At 64.9% G+C, this 13003-nt stretch carries 9 protein-coding genes; 6 read left to right on the top strand and 3 right to left on the bottom strand.

What is annotated here, in order from left to right:
• Positions 1-17: 17 nt before the first annotated feature.
• The 3 genes from EDF23_RS18520 to EDF23_RS19680 all read left to right on the top strand — a co-directional run bounded on the left by EDF23_RS18520 (position 18) and on the right by EDF23_RS19680 (position 5195).
• Entirely contained in the window at positions 18-2174 is a 2157-nt protein-coding gene (locus tag EDF23_RS18520; protein ID WP_165901206.1) for a DDE-type integrase/transposase/recombinase, read from the top strand.
• A 249-nt stretch (positions 2175-2423) separates the two neighbouring features.
• Positions 2424-3485, top strand: a complete 1062-nt coding sequence (locus EDF23_RS18515; RefSeq protein WP_165901205.1) for an AAA family ATPase — start codon at positions 2424-2426, stop codon at positions 3483-3485.
• 660 nt (positions 3486-4145) lie between these two features.
• Positions 4146-5195 (top strand): hypothetical protein, encoded by a 1050-nt coding sequence (locus EDF23_RS19680; RefSeq protein WP_243648988.1) that lies wholly within the window; start codon positions 4146-4148, stop codon positions 5193-5195.
• 394 nt (positions 5196-5589) lie between these two features.
• On the opposite strand, the gene EDF23_RS18505 is transcribed toward EDF23_RS19680, so the two are convergent.
• Complete coding sequence (locus tag EDF23_RS18505) at positions 5590-6066, bottom strand: hypothetical protein (RefSeq protein WP_131922738.1); 477 nt, start codon at positions 6064-6066, stop codon at positions 5590-5592.
• Positions 6059-6880: a hypothetical protein gene (locus EDF23_RS18500; protein ID WP_131922737.1), complete on the bottom strand. Its 822-nt coding sequence runs from the start codon at positions 6878-6880 to the stop codon at positions 6059-6061. The genes EDF23_RS18505 and EDF23_RS18500 overlap by 8 nt, the downstream gene beginning before the upstream one ends.
• A 365-nt stretch (positions 6881-7245) precedes the next feature.
• On the opposite strand from EDF23_RS18500, the gene EDF23_RS18495 reads away from it, so the two are divergent.
• Positions 7246-8139: a metallophosphoesterase gene (locus tag EDF23_RS18495; RefSeq protein WP_123340981.1), complete on the top strand. Its 894-nt coding sequence runs from the start codon at positions 7246-7248 to the stop codon at positions 8137-8139.
• A 213-nt stretch (positions 8140-8352) separates the two neighbouring features.
• Here EDF23_RS18495 and EDF23_RS18490 read toward each other — a convergent pair whose 3' ends face one another.
• Positions 8353-9321, bottom strand: a complete 969-nt coding sequence (locus tag EDF23_RS18490) for a DUF817 domain-containing protein (protein ID WP_131922736.1) — start codon at positions 9319-9321, stop codon at positions 8353-8355.
• A gap of 106 nt (positions 9322-9427) precedes the next feature.
• Here EDF23_RS18490 and EDF23_RS18485 point away from each other — a divergent pair, with 106 nt between their 5' ends.
• On the top strand, positions 9428-10438 hold the full coding sequence (locus EDF23_RS18485) for a glycerophosphodiester phosphodiesterase family protein (RefSeq protein ID WP_131922735.1): 1011 nt from the start codon (positions 9428-9430) through the stop codon (positions 10436-10438).
• Positions 10439-10450: 12 nt separating this feature from the next.
• A complete protein-coding gene (locus tag EDF23_RS18480) occupies positions 10451-12892 on the top strand; it encodes a UvrD-helicase domain-containing protein (RefSeq protein WP_111083411.1) in 2442 nt (813 codons plus the stop codon).
• Positions 12893-13003: the final 111 nt, after the last annotated feature.

Here is a 13003-nt window from a genome sequence, read left to right as displayed (position 1 = left end):
TGATGCTGCGGCGGGACATGCAGCTCAAGGTCGACGGTCGAGACGCAGAAGTCGTTTCATATACAGCCAAGGCAGCCACCATACGCATGTTGAATGGCGTTACGTTCGAAGTCACCATCGACGACCTCACTTATGCAGCCTCGGATAGATTCGAGTTTGACGAAGAAGCGGCCCACGACCCATATCAGCATTCTCGCGCGGATTGGGAGACTATCTCAGACTCCTGGAGAACCGAATACCGTGTCGCGAGCGCCGAGTTCGAGTGGGTGAAGACCGGCGACCTTCCGGATTGGCTGAGCGATGAGGAACGGGATAAGTATCCAGCTGCAGCGCGAACGAAGACCGCCAAGATCTCGCACCTCTCCGCCAAGTACCAGCTCGCAGCGAGCACGATGTGGACACGATACAGGGCGTATAAGCGGAAGGATCGGCGCGGTGCGATAGGCAAGCCGAAAATCTCGCGGCACGTTGCACACCCGTCTGTGGACCCACGGTACATCGACGAGGTCCGCGCCTACGGGCGAATCTTGCAGGACGCTGGTGAGTCAGTGCTGACTGCGCAGGTCTTCCACGAAGACATCGAGCAGCGGATCAAGCGGATTGAAGATACGGAAGGGATTAGGGTCAGGATCCCCAAAAAGGCGCTCCGGTACCAAGTAACGAAAGAAACGCTGGCGGCGGCGGGAACTCTAACCGCGGCCATCTCCCGCCAGGAGGGCATCGCCCACAGCAGCAAGAAAGAGTTCCGGAGAATCAACCCAACGCGACCTGGTGAGTTTGTCCTCGTCGACACCACCCGACTCGACGTTCGAGCGTTTAGCGTGTTCTCGGCGAAAGCGCACTCGCTCGAGCTGACGTGGATGCTCGACCTGTACTCACGCTGCATCCTCGCGATTCGAGTCGCCCCGATTGCAACGGGCGGCACGGACCTCGCTCTGCTGTTTTTCGATCTGCTCCACCCTCGTCGCGCCCCGTGGGCGTTCCACAACGGTGTAGCGATGCCCAACGCCGGTCTGCCCGACTACCTCCTTATCAATTCTAGGACCGGAGAGTTCGCAGTCGACGGCGACGCCGACGACCAGATCGTCCCCAGCGTGCGCCCGGAGACCATCGTCACTGACAACGGAAGTATCTACATCTCAGAGCAGATGTCGCAGATTTGTGGGGCCCTCGGAATAAACATCCTTCGTGGACGCGTCCTCAAAGCCGACGACAAGGCCCAAATTGAGGCGTCATTCCGTACGCTTCGAACGTCTCTCCTGGTGCGCCTCCTTGGATCGACCGGTGGGGAACCAAGCAAACGAGGCCGGAAGGCCGACGTCAACGCTGTATGGACAGCTGAAGAGCTGGACAACATCGTTCGCGGCTGGGTGGCTAACTTCTACCACCACACTGTCCACACCGGCATCCACCGACATGGTATCCCCGGAGCGAATTGCACTCCGATGGAAAAGCTCCGCGAGGGTCTTCTGCGGTCCGGCGTCCGGCTCGCGAATCACTCGGCGATCGACGCGATTGATCTGCTTCCCATCCAGTGGGTAACAATCCAGCGATACGGTGTAAACATCGACAACCTCGTCTACGACTCCGATGTCCTGAAGCAGTTCGTCCGCCACAAGAGCCGCTATGTCAGCAAGGGCGGGAAATGGCCGCTTGCCGTGAACCCGCTGGACCGACAGTATGTCTACTTCCAACATCCTGCCACCGGGAAATGGCACTCGATCCGCTGGATCGGCTCTGACAGCTATGGAGGGCCATTCAGTCAATCGATGCTGACCTACTCTATTACGCGGCTACACGGCCCAAGGGGAATGGAATACGTGCACCGCGACAGCCAGGGCATGGTTGGCGAGGCGCTCGCCTCCTGGGTTGATGATCTCGCGGATGCTGCCGGTGTCACCCGTCGCGAGGACGCGATCCTGCTTCGCGCAATGGGCTGGTCTTTGCCCCTCCGGACTGTCGAGACAGTTGTTGAGACCTTCCGTTCGAAGGTTCACATCCGGACGTCTCCTAACCGGCCGAAGCACCGCGCAGAGTCGGCGCCGCGGCAGAAGCATCTACGCAGCTCAGAAGCCCCAGCCCGGATCGAAGTGCAGACAGAGACCCAGAGGGCCGGGGTGACCATTGCTCCGACAGAGCCGGCGGCAGATTCGTACTGGGAGGAAAGCTACTGAACCGGACGAGCCCGAAACCCGCGCTTGGCGATGCCACGCGGAATCCGCTGTTCTCCCCGCGATTGCACACGCGCCTCGCACGCGCCAGCGGGCGCGCTTCAGGCTTCGACACGCTTGCCGCGCACGGCGTACGAGCGCGCGCAACCCGGCCGCAGGAAGTACCCGATCACCTTGCCAGGACCGTTCATCAACCGTCACCGCGGCGCTGAGCGTCCGCTCTACTTACAGTCAGAGAGGAAGAACACACTCATGGCGAAGCACCGAACCATCTTCACCGACACGCACGACCCTCAGACGAAGGAGAGCTTCGCCGCGGCGGCGCTCCGCGTGCTTTCCCGCCCCGATCCGATACCTGTGTTCGAACTCGCCGCCATGCCTCAGGTGAGCAGGGCAAGATACGACGATGCCCGCCGTCGGTGGCATGGTGAGCTGGAATACATCGAGATATCAATGACCGCCGTGCCCCTCGCGGACCTGCGGCTGCTCATCAAGTACAACCCCTACAACCCACGGCCGCGGCGCGGCATGTGGATTGACGGGCCATCGACCACAGGTAAGACAGCGCTCGCACGCTACGTCGCGTACCAGCTGTACCGGGAGCGAACGAAGAATGGCCGTGATCTTCGGACGGCCAGCGGTGACGAACGGGTTCCCGTCATGTGGATCGACGTCGACGGCGTCGCAACGTTGAAGTCTTTGGCGGAACTCATGTGTGAGTATCTTAATGCAGAGAAAACCGCCGTGCTCACCAAGGGTCGAGGAGAGCCCGGGTATCGCCTGGTGAACGAGGCAAAGAAGTGGGCCACTCGATGTGAGACCGAACTAATTGTCTTTGATGATGTGCACCATCTCAACAACTCGAGCGCGCAGCACGACAACCTCGGCGACCTCCTGAAGAACCTGGCGACCGTGCTGCCGGCAACGATCCTCATGATCGGTGCTGATCTCGAGAAGCGCACCGGGCTCCTCAACGAAGGGGTTGCACCTTCATACGCGCAGACGCCCTCTACGAAGCGGAACGGTGGGGCGTTGCTCTACCCGCTGCCGTACAGCAGCAAGCAGGACATGGAGGAGTGGCGGAAGGTGCTCAAAGGCTTCGAGCGTCGCCTCGTTCTCGGTAGGGACGTCCGCGGCATGCTGACGGATCACGCCGATCAACTGTGGGAGTGGACAGGCGGCTACATGGGGGGCCTTCAGACTCTCGTATCGTTCGCCGCCAACATCGCCATTGATGAGAACGATGACCAAATCACGCTTGACGTTCTCGCGCGAGCGCCCCGCGACCTCGCAACACAACGCGGTTGGCGGTGAGGCGTGACCCGGCGAGCAATGGCGTTACGCGTCTACCCCGGGTACGGCGAGTCGTTCGACAGTTGGATACAGCGGTACGCGGAAGACCTCGGTACGACGCGCAAACTGCTCCTAGAACACCTCGGAGTTCAGGACCACCAAAACCTGTCAATCGCGATGGAAGACGGCAACCGGCGCGCGGTCGCCGAGTCGATTGAAATTGACGAACGCGTCGTCACGGAGATGACCCTGGCGCGATACGAGGCAAGAGGCATCAGAACCATCAGCGTACGACGGGACAGACACGGACAGACCGTGGACGGGAACAAGACCCACACCCGCGTATGCCCATCATGCCTGCGGGAAAACGGACAGTGGCAGATTGGGTGGCGGTTGCGCTGGTACTTCGTGTGCCTGAAGCACAATACTCTGCTCCTGGACACCTGCCCCGAGCGACAGCACGCGATCGCAGCTGCACCTCCTACACGCTCCGAAGAGCGACAGGTATGGGGATGTCCCACGGACCTACCGCTGCTTGGGCGAACCTGTGGCGCGGACCTGCGGCTCAGTCAGCACGAGCAGCTCCCTACCGAACATCCAATTCTGCGAGCCCAAGCCCTCCTCCTCGCTCGCATTGAAGGAGGCGAATCGTCGCAGTCCCTAATGACGTACCTCCGGGACGTGGAAGCGCTCATCCGTGCGGTTGCTGCGGAGAATAATCTGGACCGCATCGCGCAGGTCGCGGCAATACCCAAAACATTACTCGTCGGGTTCAGCGAAGGCGCTGGAGTACGAACCGTCATGCCAATCCTCAACACCGTCATTGACGCGGCTCTCCACACCTACGCAGTCCGAGTGCTTGACGACTTTGACACCAGCGGGGCCTCCGGTCTCTTCATCCCAGTACTCGACTACGCGCGCCAGTTCGACAACCGCACAACTCCTGATCGGCTCGAACAACACTGGGGCAAAGTCAGCGCAGCGCTGATGCAACACATCCAGGGGCGCCTCAGCCGCACCCACCTCGATCACTACCGGCTGCGCTACTACACCGCGCTCGCCCCTCGACCTCGCCCCGCGCTCGACCCACGGACGCTCCGCACTCGCGTGCACTCCGTTCCACAACTCCTGTGGAGAGAGTTCACCAGTCATTTCATCGCACGGTCCCATCGGCTCGAACCACAGTTCCGGTACGCCTGCGCCACCGCCCTCCTACTGCCCGGCTGGCCAGGAACCCAGGACGAAGCTGCCGAACATTTCATGACCCGAAGCAGCAGCGCAAACCTGTCGGACCTTGCCGCCATCGACGACTTCACCCGAACCGATCTCCTGCGAGGGCTCTGCCTTCTCGCGGATTACATCGACGCCCATCCGGCGCCAATCGATTACGACCGCCGACGCAGGCTCAATTACCGCGGGCTGCTGGACGTGAAGGCATGGCAAAATTCCACCTTCCGCAACTTAGTGCCTCGGAAGCCGCGACTGCGGGCGAATTTGCAGCTCTGGCTCTGGAGTCGTGTGACCGGATCTCGCCCGACGGAAGCGCCGTACTGGATGATCAGCGACACGGATACTGAAGAGCAAGTCAGTCGTATGACCCTGCCGCCAGCGCTCGTTGAAGCCCTCGATAGAAAAGCGAGTGATTGGTTGGCAGCCCACGGCATCATCGACGAACCGATTACTTGGGCCCCGACGTTCACCTTCGATCCGACCCCCGACCACGTCGGGTGAGACGTTGACGCCGAAGCCGAGGCGAGCCGCGCGCGAACGGGGGAGCATGACGGCTGTCTGCGGTACGCGCTTGCGACGTCAAATGCAGCGTGTTGCTCCTCCGGGCATTTGGCGCAGCACCTCCAAGCCGGAGCCGTCTGGCGGCGAGGCGCTCGGGCGCAGGAAGTGGAGCCATACGAACGCATGTTCGCCAGGCGGCGATCTTCCGCGTTGGACGGGGCCCGCGGCTCGACGGGGTCCAAAGAGAGGTGCGCGTCACATTCGATGCCCTCCCGACGCCTGTGGACGCTCGAAGCGTCGCGAGAGCGCCGCCGACCGCATGCTCCCAACACGGACGCACAGTGCATCGCTCGTCGACCGTCCGCCGGATTCACCGCGGACCCCGAAAGCGGATCTATCGACGTCGCCATCCCTCAATCGCGTTGTACACAATCTGTGGCTCGTGGCCGAGGCGCAGCCAGTCGCGTGGCGACAGTGCTGCACCCCCGTTCAGCAGCCATCCTTGCGGTCGGTCCATGAAGCCAGCGAGGGTCACGGGAGTGACATCCCGGGCAACCGCCAGCAGCTCAGCCAGAGAGGGAATCGTGTTTGAGTCTGTGAACTGCCATGCCGGGAACAGCCGGGTACCGGCGACATCGAATGCCTGCAGCTCGCTGGCGGCCAATTTCGTGCTCAGATCGACTTGATCGCAGCCGAGGGTCGCGCAGACTTCGTTGTCGGTGCATGACCTGGCGATGAGTTGGATGAGCGACATTTTCGCCGCGGCAGAGTTGGACGCGGCCGCGTACGCGGCTCGCGCCTCCTCGCTGGTTGCCCGCCGCGACAGTTCGGACGGTTGCTCCGGCTGAGCGCTGACGTTCTGATCACTCACGGCCGTCCCTCCGGTACTCGTCCCACCAGTCGATCAGTGCTTCGCTTGCGAGCCATGACGGATGCCGGCGTCGTACTCGTCGAATGTGTGCAGCATTCGACCACCACGCTGTCCAGTACGGTGAACCCGGTTGAGTAGGCCAGCCGCCTGCTCTGGAAACGAGCTGGCGGTAGATCGTCTCGGCGTTCCAATTGTGCTCAACCCAGCCGTTTCGCTCGGCGACTTCGCCGAGGTGGTAGGCCGGCAGCTCCGGCCGCAGCGGTTGCAGCCGCCACATCGCTGTCGCCAGCGCCGCTGCTGTCTCGTCGAGATCCATGCTCGCTTCGTACCCACGAGCCAGAGTCGCCTCCGGGCGGAGGTATGGGTATTGGTCCACCCACGCCACGTCAACGCGATCGATCTCCTCGACGACCACATCGACGACGTCGTCGGTCGCGACTCGAGACTGCTCGACAGGGACAGTGATCGCTGGCCGCCATATGGTCGGGCCGAACCCCCAATGCTTCCAAGCAGCGCCACCGCCGATCACCGGAACGTTCTCATCACGTCCGGTTCGTTCCGATCGCTCACGCAGAAGCAGCGCGGGTGCAAGCGCGAGCCAACTGGCCTGCGCTTCTAGTGTCAGGTCCCCGAGCGGCATCCGACCACTGGCCACATGCACCCAGACGTCCGGGATGACGTCGTCGATCTCGCCACGAGCGGCTAGGCCGCCGAGCCCCAGTCGCGCGGTCTCTCGACCGTGACGACGGGCGAGCTGAGCTTGCGTGATGAAGCCACCCTGAGCCGCGCAGATCGTGACCACGTCGGTGCGCACCCGTTCCGCCGCCCGGGGCGAATGCGACGTTGTGATCTCGCCAGCGTTGACTCGTGACACCTGCCGACCGCGCAGCGCGGACGACCCCGTCAGCCGGGGCGTCCTGCGTCGATTTGGCCGCTCTCGCATGCTAGGCACACTACCCACATTCAATGCAGCAGCGGAAGGGATCGGTTGTAAATCAGAACATTCATTGAGACATCCCCGTAGTTTGATCGCGGGAGCGTACTTTGTTCGCCGGTGCGTATTCTGCCCGCGGATTTTGCGTACTCTTTTCGCGATGAGGGGTGATCCATCCAAAATGCTTTGATGAACGCCAAATTTGTGCTTATGGTCGCCCTCCCTGCAACTGAAAGGAGAGCGCCATGGGTCGACATCACGAGCACCCATCGCAGCACGACCGCGCCAGCCCCATCCCCGATGGCCATCGGGCACCAGAATTCGACGCCGACTCCGTCGAGGAACTGATCGTCGTCGCTGGGGACTGGCACACCGACCTCGTCCACCTGGTGAGCAACGTGCCGCAGCTCCTCGACGCCAACTTCCCTGACGGCAGCTACCGGCCGACCACACTGCTCCATGCAGGGGACTTCAACATCACCAATGGTTCACGGGCGAACAAGCAGTTCATTCGACGAGCGGCTCAGCTCGCCGCGGAGCGAAAAATGCGGATCCTGATCACTCCCGGCAACCACGACAGCTGGTCGCGACTCGAAGCTCGCACCGACTTCTCCGCTGGCCGACCGATCCGCCTTGCGGGAGCGGTGTGGGTTCTCCCTCGCGGATACCGATTTCGGATGGGCGGTCGACGGGTGCTCTCCTTCGGCGGCGCAGGCTCATTCTCGAGGCCCGTGGCCAGCGAGGGCGTTACTTGGTGGCGCAGCGAAATGCCGTCGAACGACGAGGTGGCCGACTGCGTCAGCCTGGGCGGTGCGGAAATCCTCATCGCACACGAGGCGCCGACCGGCGGCAGCTCCAGAGTCGACGACATGCTGGCGCGCTCGCCCCTCCGCGATCCGGTCGATCGGGCATACACCGCCCTTGGTCGAGAGCGCCTTCGGCAAGTTTGGGACGGCGTCCACCCGCAGCTGCTCTTCCATGGCCACCACCACATCCAAGCCGAAGGCCACCATCCTGACGGTCGAAGCGTATACGCGCTCAACAAGAACGGTGAGCCCGGCAACCTCGCAGCGGTCGACCTGGCAACCATGCGGGTTCGTTGGCTCGACAACGTGCCGCTCCGTCGCGGCGGATATTGACCCAACCCGACTTGATATGCACAAGACCGCACGCAGCACCCCACGAGAGCAACTGAGGAACGACCCGTGAAAGTGAATGCTGCTGTCCCTCCGACGATGACGCCGGACGACAGCTGAGCGCCACGGTTCTCAGCAGCTAACTGCGCGGCCTCAGGCCCACTCCGAACAGAAATGGACAAATCACTCCGATGGCCGTTGGAACGCCGCATGAATTCATGGCTTCCACTCCGGCCCTGTGCTGGAACGGTCACTATGGGCACCCGCTGCGCGCGCGCCTCGAAGTCGTCGAGAGTCCGCCGTCCAACGCGCCGAGCCGGACGGCAGCGCCGAGCCCGACGGCACCGCCGGGTAGAGCCAGGTGACGAGCGCGACCGAGATCGTCATGAGCAGGAACCACGCGACGATCTTCGTCGGGGCCACCGGGTGCCAGACGGCGAGCTGCGCGGGGTAGCTCCACGCTCCGGCCCAGGTCGCGACGTTCTCGGCGAACCAGATGAACACGGCGACGAGTCCCATGGCGACGAGCACCGGCATACGCATCGTCGCTCGGTGGATCCGGACGTGCATGGTCGTGCGGGCGAAGAGCAGGACGACGAGTGCGAGCAGGACCCAGCGGGCGTCGGGCAGGAAGTGGTGCCCGAAGAAGTTCAGGTACACGCCGGCAGCGACGACGGCGAGCAGCCACTGCCGCGGGTACCGGTCGAACCGCAGGTCGAACAGGCGGTACACGCGGACCATGTACGACCCGACCGCGCCGTACATGAACCCGGAGAACAGCGGAACCCCGGCGATCACGAACAGCCCGCCGGGTTCGTACGACCACGAGCCCATGTGCGTCTTGAAGACCTCCATGGCGGTGCCGACGACGTGGAAGAGCAGGACGACCCGGAGTTCCCGCACGGTCTCGAGCCCGAACACGAGCATGCCGAGCTGCAGCAGCACCGCCACGACGGTCAGCGCGTCGTTCCGGAACGCCGCCGGCACGGTCAGCGAGGCCACGGCCATCGAACCGAGCAGCAGCGCCCCGAACGCGCACGCCCACGCCTGCTTCGCGCCGAACACCAGGAACTCGGTGACGAACAACCGGACGGGCCGGTGCGGCTGGTGCCCGGCGTCGAGCAGTCGGCGGGCGGCACGGTCGATCCTGGCCTCGACGGCGGTGGAGAGCGAACGGACGGTCATGCAGCGATGGTCAGCGCCGATGCTGAGATGCACGGACTCCGGCCGGGCGCGTGTGTCCCGCGACACAGGGCGGCCCGCCGTCACCCTGGCCCAGTAGGGTCGCGCCATGACCCTCGTGATCGCCCACCGCGGTGCGTCCGGCTACCGCCCCGAGCACTCGCGGAGCGCGTACGAACTCGCCATCGAGCTCGGTGCCGACGCGATCGAGCCGGACCTGGTGCCCACGAAGGACGGCGTGCTCGTGCTCCGCCACGAGAACGAGGTGTCCGGCACCACCGACGTCGCGGACCACCCGGAGTTCCGGCACCTGCGCACGACGAAGACCGTCGACGGCCAGAGCCTGACCGGCTGGTTCACCGAGGACTTCACCTGGGCCGAGCTGCAGACGCTCCGCGCCCGGGAACGTCTTCCCGCGCTGCGGCCCGGGTCGGCCGAGCACGACGGCGAGGAGCCGATCCTGCGCCTCGAGGACCTGCTCGCGATCCTCGACGCCGCGCCTCGTCCGGTCGGGCTGGTCGCCGAGGTCAAGCACGCGGCGTTCTTCGACCGCGCGGGCTTCCCGATGGGCGAACTCGTCGACCGCACGCTCGGTGACGCCGGGTGGCGCCGTGACGAGCGGCTCACGGTCGAGAGCTTCGAGAAGGGCGTGCTCCGCGACCTGCGCGAGCGGCACACGGGTGGTCGGCTGGTGTACCTCCAGGAGGCCCGTGGCAGTGCCGCCGACGAGGTCGCGTCCCACGGATCGCTCGCCCCCACCTACGCTGCGGAGCGTTCCGAGGACGCGCTCGCGTCGTTCGCGACCGAGTTCCACGGCATCAGCGTCGACCTCGGCACGCTGATGGCCGGGGTGGACAGCGTTGCGCTCGAGGACCCGACGCCGGTCCGGAGCGCGATCGTCGACCGGGCGCACGCCGTGGGCCTCGCGGTGTACACGTGGACGCTCCGGCCGGAGAACCGGTTCCTGCCCGGGCCGCTGCGCCGCGGTGGGGACGTCGCGGCCTTCGGCGACTGGGAGCGCTGGTACACCTCGGTGATCCGGACCGGCCTCGACGGGGTGTTCGCGGACCACACCGACCTGGCGGTCCTCGCCCGGTCGGCTGTCGGGGGTCCCGCTTAGACTGTCCCGAACATGACGATCGTGCTCGACCCCTTCGAATCGACGCCCGAGCCGGGCGCCGGTGCCCGTGCGTACGAAGACCCGTTCACCGCGGGTCTGAACCCCCAGCAGAAGGAAGCCGTCGAGTACCGCGGCGAGTCCCTGCTGATCGTGGCCGGTGCCGGATCCGGCAAGACGAGCGTCCTCACGCGCCGCATCGCGCTGCTGCTCGCCAACCGTGAAGCCTGGCCGTCGCAGATCCTCGCGATCACCTTCACGAACAAGGCCGCGGCCGAGATGCGTGAGCGCGTCCGGGCCCTGGTGGGTGGCGAGTCCGACGGCATGTGGATCTCGACGTTCCACTCGGCGTGCGTGCGCATCCTCCGGCGCGAGGCGGAGCGGTTCGGGTTCGCGCAGTCGTTCACGATCTACGACTCCGCCGACTCCAAGGCCCTGCTGAAGCGGATCATCAAGGACCTCGAGGCGGACACGCTCGGGCTCACGGTGGGCGCCGCGGCGTCGAAGATCTCGAAGCTCAAGAACGAGCTGCAGGACATCGACTCGTACGCCCGCAACATCAACGTGAACGACCCGCAGGAAGTCATGTTCACCGAGGTCTTCCGTCGGTACACGAACGACCTGCGCCGGGCGAACGCCTTCGACTTCGACGACCTCATCGGCCAGACCGTCTTCCTGTTCCGGGCGTTCCCCGAGGTCGCTGCGCTCTACCAGCGGCGTTTCCGCTTCATCCTGGTCGACGAGTACCAGGACACCAACCACGCGCAGTACTCCCTGATCCGCGAGCTCACGCGTCCGGTGCCGGTCGAGCAGGTCGACAAGCTCGAGGACTCCGGCCAGCACGTCGCCCGCATGCGCGAGCGCGACGGGTCGATCGCCGGAGCGTCCCTGACCGTCGTGGGCGACTCGGACCAGTCGATCTACGCGTTCCGCGGGGCCGACATCCGCAACATCGTCGAGTTCGAGCGCGACTTCCCGAACTCGAAGGTGATCCTGCTCGAGCAGAACTACCGCTCGACGCAGACCATCCTCGACGCCGCGAACGCCGTCATCGCGAACAACTTCGACCGTCAGGCGAAGAACCTGTTCACCGACGTCGGCGCGGGCGAGAAGATCGTCGGCTTCACCGGGTACACCGGCCACGACGAGGCCCAGTTCGTCGCCGACGAGATCCAGCGCCTGCGCGAGGACGGCATGGACTACCGCGACATGGCGGTGTTCTACCGGACGAACTCGCAGACCCGTGCGCTCGAGGAGATCTTCATCCGTGCCGCGATCCCGTACCGGGTGCTCGGCGGCACGAAGTTCTACGAGCGCGCCGAGATCAAGGACGCCATGGCGTACCTGATCACCGTGGCGAACCCCGCCGACCCGATGGCGCTCCGTCGTGTGCTCAACGTGCCGAAGCGCGGCATCGGCTCCGTCACCGAGACGACCCTGCAGCGCTACGCCGACGAGCACGAGACCACGATGCGCGATGCCCTGCGGCATGCGGGTGAGCTCGGCTTCGGGCCGAAGGTGCGGAACGCCATCACCGAGTTCGCGGCGCTGCTGGACTCCGTGTCCGAGAAGGCCCCGACGCAGCCGGTCGTCGACACCCTGACCCAGCTGCTCGACGGCTCCCACCTGCTCGAGAACCTGCGGAAGTCGCCCGACGCGCAGGACGCCGCCCGGGCCGACAACATCGACGAGCTCGTGGCGGTGACGCGCGAGTTCCAGAAGAACAACCCCGAGGGCACGCTGACGGACTTCCTGACCGAGGTGTCGTTGGTCGCAGCGGCGGACGAGCTCGACGACTCGTCCGGCACGGTGTCGCTCATGACGCTGCACACGGCCAAGGGGCTGGAGTACGAGGCCGTGTTCCTGACCGGGGTCGAGGAAGACCTGCTGCCGCACCGGATGTCCGCGAACGAGCCGGGTGGCCCGTCGGAGGAACGCCGGTTGTTCTACGTCGGCATCACCCGCGCGAAGAAGGTCCTGTTCTTGTCGCTGGCGATGACCCGCGCCCAGTTCGGTGACGTCAACGTCGCCATGCCGTCGCGCTTCCTGCAGGAGATCCCCGAGGGGCTCATCGAGTGGAAGCAGTCGCCGGGCATGGCGAACAGCCGTGGTGGCACGCAGCCCCGTGCGCTCAACGCGAAGCGCGAGGGCGGCATCGGCGGCGGAGGTGGCGGCTACCGCGGCGGTGGGGGCTGGGGTGGTGGCTCGTACGACCGCGCGGCCGCTGCGTCGAAGACCCGCCCGAAGACCGAGTGGGCGAACCGGGTGTCCGGCCAGGTGCGCGACAACGGCGACATGGAACTCGTCGCCGGCGACCGGATCAAGCACGTCGACTTCGGCGAGGGCACCGTGTCGGCGGTGACCGGCCAGGGCGCGAAGCGCATCGCCGAGATCGCGTTCGACTCCGCGGGCCGCAAGAAGCTGCTCATCAAGATCGCGCCGATCGAGAAGCTCTAGCCAGAGCTGGCTGAACGTCCGTACACCCCGCCGGTTCCCCGGCGGGGTGCGTTCGTCGTGGGTGTGACGGCGTCGCGCCACGCCCGAGACCTGGGAGTCCACCCCTGTTCG

The organism is Curtobacterium sp. PhB128 (assembly GCF_004340725.1).
Taxonomy (GTDB): Bacteria; Actinomycetota; Actinomycetes; order Actinomycetales; family Microbacteriaceae; genus Curtobacterium.
This window is presented reverse-complemented; position numbering and strand designations above follow the sequence as displayed.